The sequence below is a fragment of the Labrys sedimenti genome (assembly GCF_034424805.1).
GTDB lineage: Bacteria > Pseudomonadota > Alphaproteobacteria > Rhizobiales > Labraceae > Labrys > Labrys sedimenti.
The window spans coordinates 14,925-35,387 of sequence record NZ_JAXOUF010000002.1 but is presented as its reverse complement, the minus strand read 5'-3'; the positions used below and the strand labels follow the sequence as shown (position 1 = coordinate 35,387).

The following is a 20,463-nucleotide window of genomic DNA, read 5'->3' as shown; positions in this document are numbered from 1 at the left end:
AAAGCGCGTTCCGGCAGAAACACCCTTTGCCCTGGCTCTCTGGTTGGACGCGTCCTTGCGATTCGAGACCAATCCGTCAAATCGCAAGACGCTTTGGATGGAAAGCCGCAATGTCGATGGTGATGGAACGCTCCTGGCTCTTGACGAAATTGGCCTGGGGCGGTGTAGGTGGTCCGGTGGGCTCAAACCGAAACATCCTGAACCGCATCTGGAGTCGCCGTTGGCTCGTGCTCTCGATCGCGGTCCTGCTGGCCGCTCTCGTGCTGTGGGACGGCGCCAATCCCTGGCATGGGTTGCTCATCTTCGCCATGATCGTCGCCGCGACGGGCACCATTCCTTCGACCGGCAGCCATGACGGCAGCATCCGGCCCGCTCTTCCCGAAGGTAGCGGCAAGCCCTCCTTCGACGATCTGGTAATGGCCATTCCGGATCCCGTCATCGTGCTCGATTCGGAGCTTGCCGTCCGTTATTTCAACCGCCGTGCCCGCGACATCGTGCCTAATCTGCGCATCTCCGAAGCGCTGACCTATGCGCTGCGCGTGCCGGAACTGGTGGATGCCATCCGCTCCGCCCTCGACACCGGGGCCAGCCGACAGATCGAATATTCCGAACGTGTGCCGATCGATCGCGTCATCGAAGCGCAGATCTCCACCATTGCCGGCGAGAACGGGCGCACGGCCTTCGTGGTGATCGTGCTGCGCGATGTCACCCAGCGCCACCGGGTCGAGCAGATGCGGGTTGATTTCGTCGCCAATGCCAGCCACGAACTGCGCACGCCGCTCGCCTCCCTGCTCGGCTTCGTCGAAACCCTTCAGGGTCCGGCACGCAACGATGCCGCCGCGCGCGAGAAATTTCTCGACATTATGCGCTCCCAGGCCAATCGCATGTCCCGGCTGATCGACGATCTCCTGTCGCTCTCGCGCATCGAGCTCAACGCCCATGTCCAGCCCGACAAGCCGGTCGAGCTCGGTGCCGTGGTCGGCCATGTCGCCGATACGCTCGGCCCTCTCGCCCAGGATCGGAGCGTCACGCTCAGCGTCGACAAGCGCGTCCCGACGCTGGAAGTGCGCGGCGAGCGGGACGAACTGATCCGCGTCTTCGAGAATCTGGTGGAAAACGCCATCAAATATGGCGCGTCCGGCGGCAAGGTCGAGGTTACCCTCGATTCGCTGCCCAAGCCACAGGGCAAAGGCCGCGAGGCGGTGGTGACGGTACGCGACTATGGCCCGGGCATTGAAGCCGAGCATGTGCCGCGTCTGACCGAACGCTTCTACCGAGTGGATGCCGCAAAATCCCGCGAGAAGGGCGGCACCGGCCTCGGGCTCGCCATCGTCAAACACATCGTGGCACGCCACCGCGGCCGCCTGGGCATTGAGAGCGTACCCGGCGAAAGCACGGTTTTCTCGGTTCGGATCGACCAGATCGACTGACGCCGTGAGGTATTTTCAGGAAATGCCGCCTCTTTCGGCGATTTCGCCAAATTTTCGAGTTGATCTCAAAAAACGTCGGGCGCCTGAGCAGGAAAGGTCCGCAATCTCGAATCTTGCATGATGACGAAAGCTGCGGGCATCGTCATAGAATTTCGGCGGATTTTAACAATCCCGTCATCGCTCTTGCGAGGCAGCTGACAAGATTCGATCAAGCCATTGAATTAAAACGGTTTTATTTGTCATAAAACGATAGCCTAACTGTCATAGAACCGTTGCTGCCGGCTTGTTAGGAGTCGCGCCGTAGACAGGGTTGCCGACCGGTAAACGATCGTAGCGCCTGTCCAGAGAACAACGGAGATAGACCGTGAAGCTTTCCTTCCTCGCGCTCGCCGCTTCGGTAGCCCTGTCCAGCACGATCGCCGCGACCGCCGCCTTCGCTGCCGACATCACCGGCGCCGGTGGCACCTTCCCCGCCCCGGTCTACAATGCCTGGGGTAGCGATTTCAAAGCCAAGACCGGCACTGCGCTGAACTATCAGGCAATCGGTTCGGGCGGCGGCCAGACCCAGATCACCAACCGCACCGTCGATTTCGGCGCGTCCGATGCTCCGATGGCCACCGACAAGCTGACCGCTGCCAAGCTGCTGCAGTTCCCGACCGTGATCGGCGCCATCGTGCCGATCGTGAACATCGAGGGTGTGTCCGCCGACCAGCTGACGCTGACCGGCGCGATCATCGCCGACATCTACCAGGGCAAGATCACCAAGTGGAACGATCCGAAGATCGCCGAGCTCAACAAGGATGTGAAGCTCCCCGATCTCGACATCGCCCCGGTCTACCGCGCCGACGGCTCGGGCACGACCTATGTCTTCACGTCCTATCTTTCGGCCGTGAGCCCCGACTGGAAGAGCAATATCGGCGCCGCCACCTCGGTGCAATGGGCGACCGGCTCGGGGGCCAAGGGCAATGACGGTGTCGCCGGCGCCGTGAAGAACACCCAGGGCGCCATCGGCTATGTCGAATATGTCTACGCTGCCAACAACAGCTTGACCACCACGCAGCTGCAGAACAAGGACGGCAAGGTCGTCAAGCCGACCGTTCCCGCGTTCCAGGCCGCGGCCGCCAAGGCCGATTGGAAGGGCGCCAAGGATTTCGCCGTCTCGATGATCGACGTCGGCGGCGAAACCTCCTGGCCGATCGTTTCCACCACTTTCATCCTGCTGCCGAAGGATCCCAAGGACGCCAAGCAGTCGGCCGAAGTCATGAAGTTCTTCGACTGGGCCTACAAGGATGGCGGCGCGACGGCCGAGAAGCTGCACTACATCCCGCTGCCCAAGGAAGTGATCGATACCGTTCGCACCGCCTGGAAGAGCGAAGTGAAGGCTGCCGACGGCAAGGCCGTCTACGAATAAGCTGAAAACCCGGCCCGGCGCAGAACTGCGCCGGGTCATCCTCTTTGATCGAATCACAGGCTGGAATATCGCCATGAGCGCCGTAGCCGACTCCTCGCTGGACGCATCCAACTCGGCCGCAAAGGTCGCGCAGGGTTCTCCCTCGCCCGGGGCCAAGACGGTTCCTGGCGCCAATCTGGATCCCATCTTCAAGGCCGCCCTCTATGGTTGCGGCTCCCTCGTGCTGATCCTGCTCTGCTCGATCGTCGTGCTGCTCTTCTATGGCGGCTGGCCGGCGCTGGCCCATTTCGGGCCGAGCTTCTACTGGTCCACCGCCTGGAACCCCGTCACCGAGAAATTCGGCGCCGGCGTCATGATCTACGGCACGCTGTTCACCGGCATTCTCGCTTTGATCATTGCCTTGCCGATGTCCTTCGGCATCGCTTTCTTCCTCACGGAGATCGCACCCCAGAGCGTGCGGCGGCCGATCGGCATCGCCATCCAGCTCCTGGCGGCCGTGCCCTCGATCATCTTCGGCATGTGGGGGTCCCTGATCGTGGCGCCGATCCTGGCCCAGACGATCTATCCGCCGATCATCTCCATCCTCTCGCACGTGCCGGTGCTCGGCTATCTGTTCAAGGGCCCCACCAACGGCGCCGGCATGCTCACGGCCGGCATCATCCTGGCCCTGATGATCATTCCCTTCATCACCGCGATGTTCGTCGAGATCCTCGAAGCCGTGCCCGCCATGCTGAAGGAATCGGCCTATGGCGTCGGCGCCACCACCTATGAGGTCTTCCGCAACGTCTCGGTGCCCTATGGCCGCACGGCCCTGGTCGGCGCCGTCATGCTCGGCTTCGGCCGCGCTTTGGGCGAGACGATGGCGGTGACCTTCGTGATCGGCAACGCCAACCGAATATCGGCATCGCTGTTCTCCTCGGGCGCGACCATCGCCTCCACCATCGCCAACGAATTCCCGGACGCACCGGCCGGCTCGCTGCGCAGCCAGTCGCTGCTGGAGCTGGGCTTCGTCCTCTTCGTGATTTCCTTCATCGTGCTTGCGATCTCCCGCATGCTCGTGCGCACCAACGCCAAGTAAGGGAGAGCATCATGGCCAATCTCGCCCAAGGCAGCGCCCGTCTCGCCCGCCGCCGCGCCCTCGACTATGCCTACAAGGTCGTCTCCATCAGCTTTGCCGCTATCTCCCTGCTGGCGCTGGCATGGATCCTGTTCACGCTGCTGCGTGAGGGGCTGCCCTCGCTGACCATGGACCTCTTCACCAAGGACATGGCCGATGGCGGCCTGCGCAACGCCATCGTCGGCTCTCTCGTCATGGTGCTGCTCGCCCTCCTGATCGGTGCGCCGATCGGCATCATGGCCGGCACCTTCCTCGCCGAGGCTGGCCGCGGCAGCAAATTCGCCGATGCGGTGCGCTTCATCAACGACATTCTGCTCTCCGCGCCGTCCATCCTGATCGGCCTGTTCGTCTACCAGATGATCGTGGTGGCAACGGGCGGCTTCTCCGGCTGGGCCGGCGTGATCGCCCTCGCCATCATCATCCTGCCGGTGGTCGTGCGCACCACCGAGGACATGCTGGCCCTGGTGCCGACCAGCCTGCGTGAAGCCGCCTTTGCCCTGGGATCGCCGATGTGGAAGGTCATCACCTTCGTAACCTGGCGCTCGGCCCGTACCGGTATCGTCACCGGCATCCTGCTGGCCTTGGCCCGCGCCGCCGGCGAGACGGCACCGCTGCTGCTTACAGCCTTCGGCAATTCCAACTGGTCGCTCAACCTCGGCAACGCATTTGCCAGCTTGCCGGCAGCCATCTACCAGCTCGCGCCCTATCCCGACCCCAAGGCCGTCTCGGTGGCCTGGAGTGGCGCCCTCCTCATCACGGCCGGCGTGTTGGCGCTCAATATCCTGACCCGCTTCGTGCTCGCTCCCAAGAAATGAGTGCTCCCATGTCCGCTACCCCCCAAGCCTCCATCGCGGTTGCCGAACGCCCGATCGCTGATCCAGCCGCCGCCGTGAAGCTCAAGGTCGAGAATCTCGACTTCTATTATGGCGAGAAGCATGCGCTCAAGGGCATCAACCTCGACATGATCGACCGGCAGGTCACTGCCATGATCGGTCCCTCCGGCTGCGGCAAGTCGACCCTGCTGCGCGTGCTCAACCGCATGTACGACCTCTATCCGGGGCAGACCGCCAAGGGCCGCGTGCTGCTCGACGGCCAGAACGTCATCGGCAAGGAAATCGATCCGGCCGTGCTGCGCGCCCGCATCGGCATGGTGTTCCAGAAGCCGACGCCCTTCCCGATGTCGATCTATGACAATATCGCCTTCGGCGTGCGCCTGCATGAGTCCATCTCCAAGGCGGAGATGGACCAGCGCGTCGAGTGGTGCCTCACCAAGGCCGCCTTGTGGAACGAGGTCAAGGACCGCCTGCACGCTTCGGCCCTCGGCATGTCCGGCGGCCAGCAGCAGCGCCTGTGCATCGCCCGCACCATCGCGGTGAAGCCCGAAGTCGTGCTGCTGGACGAGCCGACCTCCGCACTCGATCCGATCTCGACCGCCAAGATCGAGGAACTGATCGACGAATTGAAGCGGGACTTCACCATCGTCATCGTCACGCACAATATGCAGCAGGCGGCGCGCTGCGCGGATGTGACGGCCTTCTTCTATCTGGGCGACCTCATCGAGGTCGGCCAGACCAACAAGATGTTCACCACCCCGAACGACAGCCGTACGCAGGACTACATCACCGGCCGCTTCGGCTGATTCCCGGCCAGCGTCGAATTCATTTGGAGGCGGCATGTCCGACCATATCGTTACATCCTTCGACCAGGAACTGCGCGAACTGCGCAACATGATCGCCGAAATGGGTGGCTACGCCGAGAAGAGCGTGGCCGACAGCGTCGAAGCCCTGCTCAAGCGTGACACCCAGCGCGCCAAAGCGGTGATCGATCTCGATGCCGCGATCGACAAGCTGCAGCGCCAGGTCGAGGACCGGGCCATCCTGATCATCGCCAAGCGCCAGCCGCTGGCCCTCGACCTGCGCGAAATCGTCTCGGCCCTGCGGGTGGCCAATGACCTCGAACGGATCGGCGACCTCGGCAAGAACGTCGCCAAGCGCGTGGTGGCCATCCACAGCCACGCCCAGCCGGCCCAGCTCTTCGGCGGTTTCGATCACATGGCCGACCTGGTGCTCGAGCAGCTCAAGCAGGTGCTCGATGCCTTCGCCCAGCGCAACGTCGAGGAAGCGCTCTCGGTCTGGCGCTCGGACGGCGAGATCGATGCGATGTATACCTCGCTGTTCCGCGAATTGCTGACCTACATGATGGAAGATCCGCGCAATATCGGCTTCTGCACCCATCTGCTGTTCTGCGCCAAGAACATCGAGCGCATCGGCGACCACGCCACCAACATCGCCGAGACGGTGCACTATTTGGTCACCGGTGAATCGCCGGCCGGCGAGCGGCCCAAGGCGGACAACAGCACCGATCTTGTCGATCTTCCTGTGCCGGCTAAATAACAAGGGATAGGCCATGCCTCCCAAGGTTCTGATCGTCGAGGACGAAGAAGCCCTGACTCTGCTGCTGCGCTACAATCTCGAAGCCGAAGGCTATGAGGTCGATAGCGTCGCACGCGGAGACGATGCCGAGATTCGGCTGCGCGAAAGCGTGCCGGACCTCGTCCTGCTCGACTGGATGTTGCCGGGCCTGTCCGGCATCGAATTGTGCCGGCGCATCCGCATGCGGCCGGAAACCGAGCGCCTGCCGGTGATCATGCTCACGGCGCGCGGCGAGGAAACCGAACGCGTGCGTGGCCTTGCCACCGGCGCCGACGACTATGTCGTCAAGCCCTTCTCGGTGCCCGAACTCTCGGCCCGCGTGCGTGCCTTGCTGCGCCGGGCCAAGCCCGATCACGTCGCCTCCCTGCTCAAGGCCGGCGACATCTCGCTCGACCGGGAGACCAAGCGTGTCCATCGCGGCAATCGCGAGATCCGCCTCGGCCCGACCGAGTTCCGCCTGCTCGAATTCCTAATGCAGGCGCCGGGACGGGTGTTCGCGCGCGAGCAGTTGCTCGACAGCGTCTGGGGCCGCGACGTCTATATTGACGAGCGCACGGTCGACGTGCATGTCGGCCGCCTGCGCAAGGCGATGAATCGCACCCGCGAGATCGATCCGATCCGCACCGTGCGTGGCGCCGGCTATTCCTTCGACGAGACCTTCGCCAAGCAATCCTGAGGGCGGTTTGCGGGCATTGCCCGCCCGCTTCCTTTCGCCAAGGCTGCGCGACGTAGTGAGTAATACCAGCACGCTTTGAGTTCGACTCATCAACGTCATTGCGAGCGAAGCGAAGCAATCCAAGAGCCCTGAACTCCAGGCCTGCGAGTTCCTGGATTGCTTCGCTTCGCTCGCAATGACGGGTCGGGGATTGCGCGAGTTGGTGTAAGGGTGAGCATCAGTGTCTGACCAGTTCTCTGGCCACGCAATCACGCCCCCAGATCCGCCAGGCGTCCCTGCAGATAGCGGCGGATGGCCGGGTCGCTCTCCAGGCCGATCGCCCGCGAATAGGCATTGCGGGCCTCTTCCGGCTTCGCCGCCCGCGCCAGCAAGTCGGCACGCGCTGCCCAATAGGGCTGGTAATCGATGATGCGTCCGTCGCCGGCGACCTCGTCGAGCGCGTCCAGACCAGCCTGCGGCCCCGCAAGGCGGCCCAGCGCCACGGCCCGGTTGATGGCGGCCACCGGAGAAGCGGTCAGCAGGACCAGGGCTTCATACAGCGTGACGATCGCGGCCCAGTCCGTCGCCGCGCAGATGCGTCGATGAGCATGGGCCGATTGCAGCGCGGCTTCCAGCTGATAGCGGCCGATCTGGCGGACCTGGCCGGCCCGGGCAAGCAAGGCCTCGGCCTCCTCGATCAGCCCGGCATCCCAGAGCGCGGTATCCTGCTGCTCCAGCGGAATATAATCGCCACCCGGGCCGCGGCGTGCCGCTCGCCGCGCTTCGGCGTGCAGCATCAGCGCCAGCAGTCCCAGCACTTCTGCCTCGCCGGGCAGGAGCGAGGCCAGCAGCCGGCCGAGCCAGATACCTTCCGCCGACAGATTGCGCTCGCGGGCGTGAGCCCCTTCCGGATCGGCCCAGCCCTCGGCATAGACGGCGTAGACGGCCGCCAGCACCGCATCGAGGCGGCCGGGCAGCTCGTCGGGCTCCGGGATGCGGAAGGGAATGCCGGCCTGCTTGATCTTGGCCTTGGCCCGCACCAGCCTCTGGCCCATCGCAGTGGGTGAGACCAGGAAGGCGCTGGCGATCGCGCCGGCATCGAACCCCAATATCACCTGCAGGATCAGGGGCGCACGCACGGAAGCATCGAGAGAGGGATGGGCGCAGGCGAACATCAGGCGCAGGCGCTCGTCGGGCACGGCATGCCGCTCGCCCTGCTCCGAGGCGAGGGCCTCGACATGGCGGATGACCGCGTCCGCCTTTTCGCCGCGCAGCCTGGCGCGGCGGGCCGCATCGATCTGGCGGCGGCGGGCCGCGGTCAGGAGCCAGGCCTCGGGATTGGCGGGCACGCCGCCCGCCGGCCAATGTTCCAAGGCTGCCGCGAAGGCGTCGGCCAGGGCGTCCTCCGCCCCCGCAATGTCGCTCGAGCGTGCCGCAAGAAGTGCGACGAGACGGCCATAGCTGCGTCGCGCCACGACTTCGGCAAGGTCGGCAGCGGGGGCCGAAGACACCGGCTCGGCTCGTTTGCTCAATAGTCCTTCGGGTCCCATATCGGCCGGACCTCGATGGTCCCGATGGCCGCGCTCGGGCAGCGCGCCGCCCAGCCGATCGCGGCATCCAGGTCCGGCACGTCGATGATGTAGAAGCCGCCGAGCTGCTCACGGGTGTCGGCAAAGGGACCGTTGAGCACCTGGCTCTTGCCGTCGGCGATACGCACGGTGGTGGCCGAAGCCGTCGGACGCAAGCGGCTCCACGGTCCCAGGCTGCCGGACGACTGGAGCGCCTGCGTGTAGGCTTGGTAGGCGGCCAGGATCTGCTGCTTGTTGGCGGGATCCGCCTTCAGCATGGCTTCTTCGTTGCTGTAGATCAGAATTGCGAACTGCATGGGTTCCTCCTGTCTCTGCCGGCGCATGATGCGCCGGCATGACAATGACGCGCCATCCCGTTCGCTTTCGACAGCGGCAGGAAAATTATGCGCTTGCCTTGGTAAGCTGCTCGATCTCGGCCGATCCGAGATTGAGCTCGGTCGCCTTGATCAGGTCGGCGAGCTGCTCGACGCTGGTGGCACTGGCGATCGGAGCGACGATCCCGGGCCTTGCGATCAGCCAGGCTATGGCAATCTGGGCCGGCGTGGCGTTCTTGGCCGCGGCCACCGCATCCAGGGCGGCAAGGATGCGCAGGCCCCGCTCGTTGAGGTAATTGCCCATGTCGCCGCCACGGGCATTGCTCTTGGCGAAATCGGCTTCGCTGCGATATTTGCCGGACAGGAAGCCCTTGGCCAACGAAAAATAGCTGGTCACGCCGATCTCGTTCTTGAGACAGAAAGCCTCGAGTTCGCGCTCATAACCGGAACGATCATAGAGATTATATTGTGTCTGCAAGTTCTCGAAGCGCGGCCACATCTCCTTGGTGCTGATCGCCAGCGCCTTGAACATGGTGTTGGCGCTATGATTGGAATTGCCGATCACCCGGACCTTGCCGTCCTTGACCAGCTCGGCATAGATGCCCAGCGTCTCCTCGAGTTCGACTTCCGGATCCTCCCAGTGGGAGAGATAGAGATCGATATAGTCGGTCTGCAGGCGCTTGAGCGAATCCTCCACCGCCTGGACGATGTAGGCACGCGACAAGCCCTTCTTGCCCGGCCCCATTTCCGAGCCGACCTTGGTGGTGATCACGATCTCGGCGCGATTGCCGCGAGCCTTCATCCATTTGCCGATGATCGCCTCGGATTCGCCGCCCTGATTGCCGGGAACCCAGGCTGAATAGACATCGGCAGTGTCGATCAGGTTGAAACCACCCCCGACGAAAGCATCGAGGACGGCGAAGGAGGCTTTCTCATCCGCGCTCCAGCCGAAGACATTGCCACCCAGGCCAAGCGGAGCAACCGACAGATCCGACCGTCCAATCGCACGTTTTTCCATGAATGCTCTCCATATTCATGACAACAAATGGGCCGTCCGGCACACGAGCGTGCCGGTTCGGGCTCAAGGGCCGCAGGGAGTTCAAATCGAATAGGTCAGCTCTTGTTCCCCGCCCCCTGCCTGACGCATCTCTTCCACCGACATGTTGTCGAGCAGGTTGGAAGAGAGGTCCCGCACACGCCGCATCAAAAGGCGTACAGTGCAACCTGGAACATCCGGGCAGTCGAGGCAAGGCTGATAAGCGGTATGGCTGGCGCAGGCGATCGGCGCGAGCGGACCGTCGAGAACCCGGATGGCATTGCCGACACTGATCTGGCTGGCCTCGCGCGCCAGCATGTAGCCACCGCCCTTGCCTTTCTTGGAGCGTACGATGCCGGCCACGCGCAACTCGCCCAGGATCGCGTCGAGAAACTTTTTGGGAATGCGGTTGGCTTCGGCGATTTCCTGGCTTTGCGCCGTCTCGCCGGCCGGCAGGCTGGCGAGGTGCGCCAGCGCCTTGAGACCATATTTGCCCTTGTTCGTCAGCATTGACCGATTCGCTCCACGCAGGACAAAGTCCATCCTGTCTATCACGAATATAGGGATTATGGACCGAATCGGTAAGAGCCATTGCTAGGAAGGTGGCAGCGCAACACCCCTTCTCCCCTTGCGGGAGAAGGTCCCGGCAGGGGGATGAGGGGAGCCGCGCAGACACACGTGAACTCGCCGCCAGCTATCCGGCATCACTTTGCTCGGACCCCGCCGCCGGCCGGCCCGGCGGTTCGGGCGACAGGTCCTCATAGAGCGTCTGGGCCTCGCTCGCCGGGCCGCGCCGATCGCCAAGGGCGAGAACGCGATAGACCCGCACGGTACGCTCCAGGGCGATGGTGAGGACGTCCCCCGCCTTGACGGCCTTGGCCGGGTTATCCGTGCGCGTACCGTTGAGGCGGACATGACCGTCCGCCACCAATTTGGCGGCCAGAGAGCGCGTCTTCACAACGCGTGCATGCCAGAGCCATTTGTCGATCCGAAGACGATCCTGGCTTCCGGCCTGGCTCATAAGTCAGGTTCCCTAGAGCAAAACGCGTTCAGACGCGTCTTTGCGATTCGGGTGACTCCGTCAAATCGCAAAACGCTATGGATCAGGTCTTGTCCGATTTGCCGCCCTGCATCTGCTCCTTGAGGGCAAGCAGCTTGGCGAAGGGCGAATTCGGATCCGGTGCACGATTGGAGTCGCGTCCTCCCTGCGGCTTGGAGTCGCTCGACCAGTTGCGCGGGCGGTCGCCGCCCCGCTCCTGCCGGTCGGGCCGCGGGCCACGATCGGGACGCGGGCCACGGTCGGGGCGGGCATCCGCCCGGGACCGCCCACCTTCACCGCTCTGCTTGCGCTCGCCGGAGCCCCTGTCCTCCCGCGGACGGCCATTGCCGCGATCGTCGCGGCGCGGCCGGTCGAAGCGGTTGGGCCGCTCGCCCTGCCGGGCCTCCGCACCTTCGGCGGGAGCTGCGCCTTCCGCCGGAGCCGGTCGGCCACGGCGGAAGCCACCGCCTGCCTCAGGCTTGCGTTCGGCGCCGGGCTGGCGGTTGCCATGCTGGGGACGGCCATGGTGATGCGGGCGCTGATGCCGCTCGAAGCGCGCCGGACGCCAGACCTCGATCTCCGGCACTTCCTCGGCCACCGCCTCGGCGGCGGGCGTCTCGGAGGAGGTTTCAGCCGTGGTCGCAGCCTCGGCACCTTCGATGCTCTCGCTCGCTTGCGCGGGCTCTTCAGAAGCCGCAGCCTCGGTTCCGGCCGTTTCCTCGGCCGGGGCTTCGGAGACCTGAACCTCCTCGGCTTGGACCTGTTCGGATTGGACCTGCTCGGCTTGGACCTGCTCGGCTTGAGCTTCCTTGGTTTGAGCTTCCTCGGCCAGGGCCTCCGCGATCTGCGCTTCCTCGGTCGGAGCCTCGGTGCTGGGCACATCGTCGGCCGGTGCGTCGCTCACCGCCTCTCCGGCAGCCTCTGCGACTTCCTGGAAGCTGTGCTCATGCGGCGGCGAGCCGATCGCCTCCATGGCATCGATCTCGGCGGGCGTCGGGGCGGCATCCTGGTTCGATTCGGCAGCCTCAGCACCGTCCGCTGTCTCGGACGCGGCGGCCTCGACAGGCGCTGCCGGCTCGGTCGGCGCCGGCAGCCGGATTTCCTGGGTGATCGCCGGGCCCTTGCGCTTGTCCGAACGATAGCCCAGGCCTCGCAGGATCGAGGCGAAATCCTCGCCCGAGCAGCCGACCAGCGAGGTCATCTGCACGGTGGCGACGAAACCGTCGCCATCGGCCGTACCGGCCGGCGGCTGGCCCACCGTGGTGCCGGGGCGATAGGCGATCGCCGGGCGAATGAGGTCGGCGAGGCGTTCGAGAATGTCGACGCGCACCGCCCGCTCGCCGCAGACGCGATAGCCGACCAGGCGATAGAGGCCCTTGTCGATGGTCTTGTCGGCCGGCATGGAGGTCCGGCCCGAGGCCGCCAGATGCGGGATCTCGTCGAGCCCCTTCTGGTCGAGGCCGCCATGGGTGAGAGCCCACAACTGCGCGGCGAGGGCACGGGGTGCCGGCTTCATCAGCATCGGCAGATAGATGTGATAGGCGCCGAAGCGCACGCCATGCTTGCGCAGCGAGGCACGCTGATTCTGGTCGAGCTGCTTGAGGTCCTCGGCCACCTTCGAGCGGTCGAGCACACCCAATGCCTCGACGAGCTGGAAGGCGATGCCCTTGGCCAGACCCTGCAGATCCTCGGCCTTGTCGAGCAGCAGCAATGGCCCGAGCAGGCGGGTGATATGGTTGCCGATCCAGATGTCGAGGCGCGTCTGCACGGAATCGCGCGCAGGCCCGGTCAGTTGCTCATCCGCCAGCAGGCGGATGCGCGGCGCCAGCGGCTTCTCCCCGCCGATGAGCTTGGCCACCGGCTCGCCGATCCAGCGCACAGTGCCATCCGCCGCCAGGGCGAATTCGGTATCGGGCGCCTGCGCGAATTTCTGGGCCCGCGCCTCGATCTCGCCTGCCAGAGCCTTGGCCGCGGCGGCTCGCAAGGCGCGGCCGCTTTCACCGTCACCGGCACTCGGGTCGGGCGCGAACTGGAAACCCTGCAGTGTTCCGACATGCTGTCCTTCGACAATCACATCGCCGGTTTTGGTAATTTCAGTCTCAAGCATGGCGTTTTCTCTAAGGCGCCGCATCAGCACGCTGGTGCGACGGTCGACAAAGCGTTGGGCAAGACGTTCGTGCAATGCGTCGGAGAGCTTATCCTCCACACTGCGTGTCACACCTTGCCAATGAGCGGGGTCTTTCAGCCAGTCAAGCCGATTTGCCGCAAAAGTCCAGGTTCGGATATGGGCGATACGGGTTGAAAGCGTATCGATGTCACCGTCGGTCCGATCCGACATGGCAACCTGACGGGCGAACCAGTCGTCCGGGACCTTACCCTCCCGCATCAAAAATCCATAGAGATTCGTGATGATGTCGGCATGGGAATGAGGGGAAATCTTGCGATAATCGGGCAGCCCGGCCACTTCCCACAGCCGCGCCACGGCCTGCGGTCCCTTGGCGAGGCGCTTGACCTCCTCGTCGCGGGCGAGGATGGAGAGGGCTCGGATGTCGTCGGCATCAGGTGCCCGGGTCAGCCCCGCCTCTTCCGGCGTGGCGGACAGTGAGGCCTGCAGCGCCTCCAGCGAGGCGAAGTTCAGGGCCGGATTGCGCCACTGCAGCACTTTCACGCTGTCGAAGCTATGACCTTCGATGGCCTCCACCAGTTCCGGCTCGAACGGTTCGCAGCGCCCGGTCGAACCGAAGGTACCGTCGCGGACATGGCGCCCGGCGCGCCCGGCGATCTGGCCGAATTCGGCCGGCGTCAGGCGGCGGAACTGATAGCCGTCGAATTTGCGGTCGCCGGCGAAGGCGACATGGTCGACATCGAGGTTAAGGCCCATGCCGATGGCGTCGGTGGCGACCAGAAAATCGACGTCGCCGTTCTGGTACATCGCCACCTGGGCGTTGCGGGTGCGCGGCGACAACGCACCCAGCACCACGGCGGCACCGCCGCGCTGGCGGCGGATCAGTTCGGCGATGGCATAGACCTCGTCGGCCGAGAAGGCGACGATGGCGGTTCGCCTCGGCAGGCGGGTCAGCTTGCGGTCGCCGGCGAACAGGAGATGGGACAACCGCGGCCGGGTCACGACATTGACGCCCGGAATCAGCTTCTCGACGATCGGCTTCATCGTCGCCGAGCCAAGCAGCAGCGTCTCATGCGTGCCGCGGCGATTGAGCAGCCGGTCGGTGAAGACGTGCCCGCGCTCGAGATCGGCGGCGATCTGGATCTCGTCGAGCGCCACGAACGGTACTTCCAGGTCGCGCGGCATGGCTTCCGCCGTCGCCACCCAGTAGCGGGCCTTGTCGGGCTTGATCTTCTCCTCGCCGGTCACAAGCGCCACGAACTCGGCGCCCACGCGCTCGACCAGCTTGTTGTAGACCTCGCGCGCCAGCAGGCGCAGCGGCAGGCCGATGATGCCGGCGCCATGGCCGAGCAGGCGCTCGATGGCCAGATAGGTCTTGCCGGTATTGGTCGGCCCCAGCACCGCTGTGACGCCGCGTGCGCGCACGGATGGAGGCAGGATGGGAGGCAGCATCAAGGTCGGCGGTCTTTCGGGCGTCATTTCGCAGAGCAAAGCGCGTTTCGGCGGCAACGCTTCCTGGCTTTAACTCCTTGTTTCGACACGTCCTTGCGATTCGACCAGCTTCAGTCAGATCACAAGACGCCTTGAGGGAAGCCGGAGCGTCCCGGATTCAGGATTCGCCAGACACCCAATGCCCCGCGACGTCAAGGAAATACGACCTTTGCGCGTATTTCCTGCATTCTGGTACCAGACACATATCATTCTGTCTCGCCGTGAAACGCAAATATGGGCGTGGACGGCCGAAATTTAACCCCCCGAACGAGACTGGAACGGAAAGCGCCCGAATCACTGCCCGGGCGAAATTCCCGCTCCGTTCAGCCATTGCCGGATGGGCATGGCGTGATCGGCGCCCCCCCTCAGCCTCAACAGGGTTAAGGGCGAGCTTGGCCGACACCGGCAATGCGAGGAACGCGTTCCCATTTTGGGCCAGGCTTTCGGCGTTTCATGGTGAGCCATTAATGCCGGGAACGGCCTTTGAACGAAGCGGGAGCGAATCACCGACCGTCCTGCCGATTCCCATTCCGCAATCCCCCGAAAGCCTCACGCCGAACAATGCGGCCTCGCGCCTGCTTCCCTTCGTCCATGACGAAAGCGTCGCAGCCACTTCCTTCCGGCCGACAGGGATTAATTCCCGGAATGGGCCACCCTGCCTGGTTTTTGGCAGCGTTGCTTAAGGCCTGGTACGTGCCTGGAACAAAGGGCGCCCGAATCACCGACTTCGTTCGACAGCAAAACGGGCCGGTCCTGAGACCGGCCCGTGAACCACGTCACCTTCGAGTGACGAAGCCTGCCTCCTACCAGCGATGCCAGCGGCGATGACCCCATCCCCAGCCCCGATGATGGTAATAGCGGGGGCGATAGTAGGGACGGTAATAGGGCCGATAATAATGGCGCCTGTAGTAGGGACGATAATAGGGGCGATAATAGTGGCGCCTGTAATAGGGACGATAATGGTAGCGGTAATAAGGACGCCAATGACGGCGATGGCGGATATTCTGAACCAAGCCGTTGCCCTGCGCCTGACTGTCGGCTCTGGTTTGGCCGGCGGGGGCGATGGGCATGGCCGACGAGCTTTGAGCGACCGCAAAGAAACCAATCGCAGCAAAGCAAGCTGCGAAGATCAACCCGATAGGCGTTCTCATCCTGCACTCTCCTTGACCGTTTTACGGCTCGGCAATAACGCCAGGCACCGTAAAGACGCATCGAAACAATGAGGGTTTCTGGGCGTCGAATTTAGCAGGCAACGGCTGAACCGTAGCTGAACGGCACAGATGCGTGTCCCGCGATGGATCAACTTGGGCCTATTGCGGCCAACACTTTAGGAAAGTGAACAGCACTGGAACGAAAAGCGAGCGAATCAGCTTTCTTCCTCATGATGGTTGACGCCGATACGGCGCAGGCGATCCTTCACCTTGGCCAGCTCGCTCGACATGTCCTGCACACGGCGACGAACCTCGTCGGCGATACGGGCCGCCGTCGCCGGATATTCCTCCAGCGTGCGCCTGAACATCTGGCGCGACACGCGCAGCACCACGCTGGCCTCCCGCGCGATCGCGGTGGTGGGACGGCGGGTTTCCGACAACAGGGCCATCTCGCCGATCAGGGTGCCAGGTCCGACGATGGCGGTGGCGACGTCATCGTCGATCAGGGTGATCGCGCCCGAGGCGACGACGAAGCCATATTCGGAGATGTCGTCCTTGCGAAACAGCGTGTCGCCGGCACGCAACCGCCTGGTCTCGGACGAGAAGGCGAGCAGGCGCAGGGCATCACGGTCCATGGCGCGGAACAGCGCCACTCTTTCCAGCAATGCCATATCGTCTTCGAGCGCCATCTGCGGCCTTGGATTCGGAAGGAAACGTCCTACGCGCAAACAATAATTCAAACCATCATTGCGAGCGTCGCGAAGCAATCCAGGCAAAGGGCTGTTATCCCGGCCCCTTGATTGCTTCGCCGCGTTCGCAATGACGAGATTCCAGCCACACGATCAAGTGCCGTGAGATCTCACGGCACGAGCTTGTAGCCGCCGCCTTCGGTCACCAGCAAGGCCGCGTTAGAGGGATCTTTCTCGATCTTCTGCCGCAGGCGGTAGATATGGGTTTCGAGCGTATGGGTAGTCACGCCGGAATTGTAGCCCCAGACCTCCTGCAGCAGCACGTCGCGCTGCACCGCCTTCTGACCGGAACGATAGAGATAGCGCAGGATCGAGGTCTCCTTCTCGGTCAGCCGGACCTTGGAACCCTTGTCGGTCAACAGGAGCTTGGAGGCCGGCTTGAAGGTGAAGGGGCCGATGTTGAACACGGCATCCTCGCTCGTCTCGTGCTGCCGAAGATGGGCGCGCACACGCGCCAGCAGCACGGCAAAGCGAAAGGGCTTGACGACATAGTCGTTCGCGCCGGCTTCGAGGCCAAGAATGGTATCGGCATCGGAATCATGCCCCGTGAGCATGATGATCGGCGACTTGAAGCCGTTCTTGCGCAGGAGCTTGACCGCTTCCCGCCCGTCCATATCAGGCAGGCCGACATCCATGATCACCAGATCGAGATGGTCGGCCTTGGCGATCTGGACAGCGCGGCTGGCGGATTCGGCCTGCTCGAGCTCGAACTCGTCATAGAGCGCCAATTGCTCGGCCAGCGCCTGGCGCAGTTCGTTATCATCGTCGACGATCAGAATTTTGCGGCTGCCGGACATGACATTCCCCAGAAGGCGGAAGCGATCGATCAGGAGGAATCTGCCTGGGCGCTCGGCGTGCGCGGCAGGAAACCCGGTATGCTTTCGCGCTTTGAATACCAAAGCAGAGCGCGTTTCAGCGAAAACGCCCTTTTGCTCCGGCTCTTTGTCTTGACGCGTCTTTACGATTGTTGGTGATTCCGACAAATCGCAAAACGCTTTAGCGCTCTATCGCATTATGACGGCGTACGCCATGATTTGTGAATCGCATGACGGCACTTTCGACAGGGATTTGCGGTGAAAAATTTGGAAGTCGGCCCTTGAAGCGCAAGATCGATCTCATTCGCGTGCAGGCATCCCCGCTTTCGCGCAGCCGCGGCCGCCTGACGGTGGGCGGAGTTTCCTATCCCTGCGTGCTGGGCCGCAGCGGCATTGCCGTCACCAAACGGGAGGGAGATGGCGTCACGCCCCGGGCCGTGCTGCCGCTCCGCGGCCTGTTCCAACGGCTCGACCGCGCCCCCCGCATTCCGAGCCAGCTGTCCTTCCGCGCCATTCGCCCTGAGGATGCCTGGTGTGACGACGTCTGCGACCGGCGCTACAACACGCTGATCCACCGCCCCGTCGAGCAGAACGCCGAGGAAAGGCTGGCCCGCGGCGATCGCCTCTATGACGTGATCGTGCCGCTCGGCTGGAACGATGCACCGATCGTCAGGGGGCGGGGCAGCGCCATCTTCTGGCATGTCTCCCGCGAGAACAACGCGCCGACCGCCGGCTGCGTCGCCGTGGCGCCGGAGGTGTTCCGCAAGGTGCTGCCGAGATTGTCGCGCCATGCCGTGATGATCATCGACTGACGAGTGTCCGCCGCGCGAAGCCTGCGGGATATTTCAGAGCAAGGATTATTGATGAAGCAGATCATTTTCGCCGCAGCCGGCTGTGCGATTGCCGCCATGGCTTTCGCCGATGCGACGGCAGCCATGAGCATTCAGGACGCCGCCGCCGGCAGCTATGTCCGCCGGCAGAACGGCGAAGCCACGCTCGTCGTCAAGCGCAGCGGCGAGTATTGGCGGGTAAGCGCCGCCATCGGCGGCGTTCCGAACGGCGGGGCGACGGTTGCCGATTGCGGCTTCATTGCCGAGGGCTCGATCACGGGCAGCGCCTTCGACGGCAAGGTTACCCGGGTCAACATCGTGGCCGGCCTCGACGAAGAGGGCGAAGCGGCCAAACCCGGCCTCGGCTTCGCCTTCTCGCTCGGCAATGGCGCGATCACGGTTCGCGGTGCCGATGCGGCAGCTATCTGCGGCGGCGAGGGCAGCGTGATAGACGGCATCTACAAGCGCAGAAGCCGCTGACATCTGCGCTCTGCCGCCCGCTTTGCTCCCGATTCCGCTGCTCCTCCTTCGTCCTTCCCCCTGGAACATCCGCTATGAAACGCCTGGCTTTCGGCATAGCCGCCCTGACCGTCCTCCACGCCCTGCCCGCTTACGCCATCGACTGCAAGAAGGCCTCGACCTCGATCGAACGCCGCATCTGCGCCGACAAATCGTTGCGGCGGGCTGACGCCGCCATGGGCGCTGCCTATGCCAGGATCCTCAAGGCCAGCCAGGATCCCGAGATCCGCGCGATGCTGGTCGAGAGCCAGAAACATTGGCTGGCGCGGCGGGACCTTCGCCTCGACCAGGAGGACGGGGCGGAAGGTGCCGGCGATTCCGGCGAAGAAACGCCCAAAAACAATCTCCTCAAGGCGATCGAGGCGCGCACCGCCGATTTGGCAGAGCTCTCCAAGACCGATCCCAAGCTGCCGCGGCTGATCGAGATCGCAAACGGCCAGCGCCGGTTCAATGCCCAGTTCAGCGGCGGCCCCTTCGCCGGCTATAGCGCCGATTGCGACTTTCTGCCGAGTGGCAGTGATCAGATCTATACCTGCCTGGGAACCCGCACCTATCAGAACAACGATAGGGTCTGCTCCGTGACGACGGACTTTGCCACCAACGCGCTCTACACCACCCAGACGGTGGCGGAAGTCGTCGATGGCAAGCTCAAGACGATCGCGACCTGCGGCGACGAGAACGGCAACAGCCCCTGCCCCGACGGCCAGCCTTCCGCCGACCGGCATTGGACCGTCCAACCGGCCGCAAGCGCCAATGCCAGCGCCACGAGCACGCCGTCGCCCAAGATCAGCGCCGATCTCGGCGAGGATGAGGATAGCCCCTGGCTGCACGCCTGCCTGACCGACAAGAGCTACCCCCTCGCCGATCCCGCCAGCGACGGCAGCAAGAAATAGCGGTCCCACACCTCCCAACGAAGCATTATCGCAATAAGATCAACGGACTATGTCGGGCCTGCCATTCCCGGCGCCGCTGCAAGCGGCGGAAAGGGAATTCAGGGGCTAAAGGGATATATGCGTGGCCCCTGGATCTCCTTCCCGGAGCCAAAGGCTCCGCCGGGGATGACATGTGCGATTTCCCGAAAAGCCCGGAAAAGGGCTCAGCGTGTCCCGAAGATGGCGCTGCCCACCCGCACATGGGTGGCGCCGACCTCGATGGCGGTCTCGAAATCGCTCGACATGCCCATGGAGAGCATCGAAAGCCCGTTGCGGGCAGCGATCTTGGCAAGCAGGGCGAAATGCGGCCCGGGTGCCTGCTCGAACGGGGGGATGCACATCAGCCCGTCGATGGCGAGGCCGTAGTCATCCCGACAGGCCGCAATGAAGGCGTCGGCCTCCTGGGGGGCGACACCGGCCTTCTGGGCTTCCTCGCCGGTGTTGACCTGCACCAGCAGGCGCGGCGCCTTGCCTTGCCTGGCGATTTCCTTGGCGAGTGCCTGTGCCACCGAGGGGCGATCGACCGTATGGATCACGTCGAACAGGGCCACCGCCTCCTTGGCCTTGTTGGACTGTAGCGGGCCAATGAGGTGCAGCTCGACATCGGGATAGGCAGCCTTGAGATCAGGCCATTTGCCCTGCGCCTCCTGCACGCGGTTCTCACCGAAGACCCGCTGGCCCGCGGCAAGCACGGGCTCGATCGCTTCCGGCCCGAAGGTCTTGGAAACGGCGACCAGGGTCACCGAGCCGGCGGGGCGCAGCGCATCGGCTTCAGCGCGGGCAATGGCAAGGCGAACCTCTGCAAGGCGGGCTGGAGCATCGGACATG

General features: G+C 64.0%; 20 protein-coding genes. 10 read left to right on the top strand and 10 right to left on the bottom strand.

All coding sequences use genetic code 11. The annotated features are described in order from the left end of the window. The first annotated feature begins 110 nt into the window (after positions 1–110). From U1R88_RS06555 to phoB, 7 genes are all read left to right on the top strand, one after another. Positions 111–1,430 (top strand): ATP-binding protein, encoded by a 1,320-nt coding sequence (locus U1R88_RS06555; RefSeq protein ID WP_322430542.1) that lies wholly within the window; start codon positions 111–113, stop codon positions 1,428–1,430. A 364-nt stretch (positions 1,431–1,794) separates the two neighbouring features. After that, positions 1,795–2,841: a phosphate ABC transporter substrate-binding protein PstS gene (gene pstS, locus U1R88_RS06550; protein ID WP_322430541.1), complete on the top strand. Its 1,047-nt coding sequence runs from the start codon at positions 1,795–1,797 to the stop codon at positions 2,839–2,841. Between the two features lie 73 nt (positions 2,842–2,914). Next, positions 2,915–3,919: a phosphate ABC transporter permease subunit PstC gene (gene pstC / locus U1R88_RS06545; RefSeq protein ID WP_322430540.1), complete on the top strand. Its 1,005-nt coding sequence runs from the start codon at positions 2,915–2,917 to the stop codon at positions 3,917–3,919. Positions 3,920–3,930: 11 nt separating this feature from the next. Further along, the gene (gene pstA, locus U1R88_RS06540; protein ID WP_068299153.1) at positions 3,931–4,773 is read left to right on the top strand and encodes a phosphate ABC transporter permease PstA; all 843 of its coding nucleotides are present in this window, start codon (positions 3,931–3,933) and stop codon (positions 4,771–4,773) included. A gap of 8 nt (positions 4,774–4,781) precedes the next feature. Further along, complete coding sequence (gene pstB / locus U1R88_RS06535) at positions 4,782–5,597, top strand: phosphate ABC transporter ATP-binding protein PstB (RefSeq protein ID WP_425545390.1); 816 nt, start codon at positions 4,782–4,784, stop codon at positions 5,595–5,597. 34 nt (positions 5,598–5,631) lie between these two features. Then, positions 5,632–6,351, top strand: a complete 720-nt coding sequence (phoU, locus tag U1R88_RS06530; RefSeq protein WP_068299159.1) for a phosphate signaling complex protein PhoU — start codon at positions 5,632–5,634, stop codon at positions 6,349–6,351. A gap of 13 nt (positions 6,352–6,364) precedes the next feature. Continuing rightward, positions 6,365–7,066, top strand: a complete 702-nt coding sequence (phoB, locus tag U1R88_RS06525) for a phosphate regulon transcriptional regulator PhoB (RefSeq protein WP_068299173.1) — start codon at positions 6,365–6,367, stop codon at positions 7,064–7,066. A 248-nt stretch (positions 7,067–7,314) separates the two neighbouring features. Here phoB and U1R88_RS06520 read toward each other — a convergent pair whose 3' ends face one another. The 9 genes from U1R88_RS06520 to U1R88_RS06480 all read right to left on the bottom strand — a co-directional run bounded on the left by U1R88_RS06520 (position 7,315) and on the right by U1R88_RS06480 (position 17,336). Continuing rightward, on the bottom strand, positions 7,315–8,556 hold the full coding sequence (locus U1R88_RS06520; RefSeq protein WP_322430538.1) for an RNA polymerase sigma factor: 1,242 nt from the start codon (positions 8,554–8,556) through the stop codon (positions 7,315–7,317). 17 nt (positions 8,557–8,573) lie between these two features. After that, positions 8,574–8,930: a YciI family protein gene (locus U1R88_RS06515; RefSeq protein WP_322430537.1), complete on the bottom strand. Its 357-nt coding sequence runs from the start codon at positions 8,928–8,930 to the stop codon at positions 8,574–8,576. An 85-nt stretch (positions 8,931–9,015) separates the two neighbouring features. Then, a complete protein-coding gene (locus U1R88_RS06510; protein ID WP_322430536.1) occupies positions 9,016–9,966 on the bottom strand; it encodes an aldo/keto reductase in 951 nt (316 codons plus the stop codon). An 81-nt stretch (positions 9,967–10,047) separates the two neighbouring features. Beyond that, the gene (locus U1R88_RS06505; protein WP_068299180.1) at positions 10,048–10,494 is read right to left on the bottom strand and encodes an RrF2 family transcriptional regulator; all 447 of its coding nucleotides are present in this window, start codon (positions 10,492–10,494) and stop codon (positions 10,048–10,050) included. A 184-nt stretch (positions 10,495–10,678) separates the two neighbouring features. Further along, complete coding sequence (locus tag U1R88_RS06500) at positions 10,679–11,005, bottom strand: RNA-binding S4 domain-containing protein (RefSeq protein WP_322430535.1); 327 nt, start codon at positions 11,003–11,005, stop codon at positions 10,679–10,681. Positions 11,006–11,087: 82 nt separating this feature from the next. Continuing rightward, positions 11,088–14,600, bottom strand: coding sequence for a helicase-related protein (locus tag U1R88_RS06495; protein ID WP_322431346.1), 3,513 nt, complete (start codon positions 14,598–14,600; stop codon positions 11,088–11,090). Positions 14,601–15,442: 842 nt separating this feature from the next. Beyond that, positions 15,443–15,790, bottom strand: a complete 348-nt coding sequence (locus U1R88_RS06490) for a hypothetical protein (RefSeq protein ID WP_322430534.1) — start codon at positions 15,788–15,790, stop codon at positions 15,443–15,445. Positions 15,791–16,005: 215 nt separating this feature from the next. After that, positions 16,006–16,479, bottom strand: coding sequence for a cyclic nucleotide-binding domain-containing protein (locus U1R88_RS06485; RefSeq protein ID WP_322430533.1), 474 nt, complete (start codon positions 16,477–16,479; stop codon positions 16,006–16,008). 170 nt (positions 16,480–16,649) lie between these two features. Next, complete coding sequence (locus U1R88_RS06480; protein ID WP_322430532.1) at positions 16,650–17,336, bottom strand: response regulator transcription factor; 687 nt, start codon at positions 17,334–17,336, stop codon at positions 16,650–16,652. 299 nt (positions 17,337–17,635) lie between these two features. On the opposite strand from U1R88_RS06480, the gene U1R88_RS06475 reads away from it, so the two are divergent. The 3 genes from U1R88_RS06475 (at position 17,636) to U1R88_RS06465 (ending at position 19,596) form a co-directional block, all read left to right on the top strand. Then, positions 17,636–18,166: a L,D-transpeptidase family protein gene (locus U1R88_RS06475; RefSeq protein WP_322430531.1), complete on the top strand. Its 531-nt coding sequence runs from the start codon at positions 17,636–17,638 to the stop codon at positions 18,164–18,166. Between the two features lie 51 nt (positions 18,167–18,217). Further along, complete coding sequence (locus U1R88_RS06470) at positions 18,218–18,664, top strand: hypothetical protein (protein WP_322430530.1); 447 nt, start codon at positions 18,218–18,220, stop codon at positions 18,662–18,664. A gap of 74 nt (positions 18,665–18,738) precedes the next feature. Continuing rightward, the gene (locus U1R88_RS06465) at positions 18,739–19,596 is read left to right on the top strand and encodes a lysozyme inhibitor LprI family protein (RefSeq protein WP_322430529.1); all 858 of its coding nucleotides are present in this window, start codon (positions 18,739–18,741) and stop codon (positions 19,594–19,596) included. 203 nt (positions 19,597–19,799) lie between these two features. Here the strand turns inward: U1R88_RS06465 and U1R88_RS06460 are convergent, their stop codons facing one another. After that, entirely contained in the window at positions 19,800–20,462 is a 663-nt protein-coding gene (locus U1R88_RS06460) for a YggS family pyridoxal phosphate-dependent enzyme (protein ID WP_425545389.1), read from the bottom strand. Position 20,463 lies beyond the last annotated feature (1 nt).

What these genes read in the sequence shown, in the direction of transcription:
- U1R88_RS06555 (WP_322430542.1), top strand. Translation starts at nt 111, where the DNA reads ATGTCGATGGTGATGGAACGCTCCTGGCTCTTGACGAAATTGGCCTGG.
- pstC (WP_322430540.1), top strand. Translation starts at nt 2,915, where the DNA reads ATGAGCGCCGTAGCCGACTCCTCGCTGGACGCATCCAACTCGGCCGCA.
- pstA (WP_068299153.1), top strand. Translation starts at nt 3,931, where the DNA reads ATGGCCAATCTCGCCCAAGGCAGCGCCCGTCTCGCCCGCCGCCGCGCC.
- pstB (WP_425545390.1), top strand. Translation starts at nt 4,782, where the DNA reads ATGTCCGCTACCCCCCAAGCCTCCATCGCGGTTGCCGAACGCCCGATC.
- phoU (WP_068299159.1), top strand. Translation starts at nt 5,632, where the DNA reads ATGTCCGACCATATCGTTACATCCTTCGACCAGGAACTGCGCGAACTG.
- phoB (WP_068299173.1), top strand. Translation starts at nt 6,365, where the DNA reads ATGCCTCCCAAGGTTCTGATCGTCGAGGACGAAGAAGCCCTGACTCTG.
- U1R88_RS06515 (WP_322430537.1), bottom strand. Translation starts at nt 8,930, where the DNA reads ATGCAGTTCGCAATTCTGATCTACAGCAACGAAGAAGCCATGCTGAAG.
- U1R88_RS06510 (WP_322430536.1), bottom strand. Translation starts at nt 9,966, where the DNA reads ATGGAAAAACGTGCGATTGGACGGTCGGATCTGTCGGTTGCTCCGCTT.
- U1R88_RS06505 (WP_068299180.1), bottom strand. Translation starts at nt 10,494, where the DNA reads ATGCTGACGAACAAGGGCAAATATGGTCTCAAGGCGCTGGCGCACCTC.
- U1R88_RS06500 (WP_322430535.1), bottom strand. Translation starts at nt 11,005, where the DNA reads ATGAGCCAGGCCGGAAGCCAGGATCGTCTTCGGATCGACAAATGGCTC.
- U1R88_RS06495 (WP_322431346.1), bottom strand. Translation starts at nt 14,600, where the DNA reads ATGCTGCCTCCCATCCTGCCTCCATCCGTGCGCGCACGCGGCGTCACA.
- U1R88_RS06490 (WP_322430534.1), bottom strand. Translation starts at nt 15,790, where the DNA reads ATGAGAACGCCTATCGGGTTGATCTTCGCAGCTTGCTTTGCTGCGATT.
- U1R88_RS06485 (WP_322430533.1), bottom strand. Translation starts at nt 16,479, where the DNA reads ATGGCGCTCGAAGACGATATGGCATTGCTGGAAAGAGTGGCGCTGTTC.
- U1R88_RS06480 (WP_322430532.1), bottom strand. Translation starts at nt 17,336, where the DNA reads ATGTCCGGCAGCCGCAAAATTCTGATCGTCGACGATGATAACGAACTG.
- U1R88_RS06470 (WP_322430530.1), top strand. Translation starts at nt 18,218, where the DNA reads ATGAAGCAGATCATTTTCGCCGCAGCCGGCTGTGCGATTGCCGCCATG.
- U1R88_RS06465 (WP_322430529.1), top strand. Translation starts at nt 18,739, where the DNA reads ATGAAACGCCTGGCTTTCGGCATAGCCGCCCTGACCGTCCTCCACGCC.
- U1R88_RS06460 (WP_425545389.1), bottom strand. Translation starts at nt 20,462, where the DNA reads ATGTCCGATGCTCCAGCCCGCCTTGCAGAGGTTCGCCTTGCCATTGCC.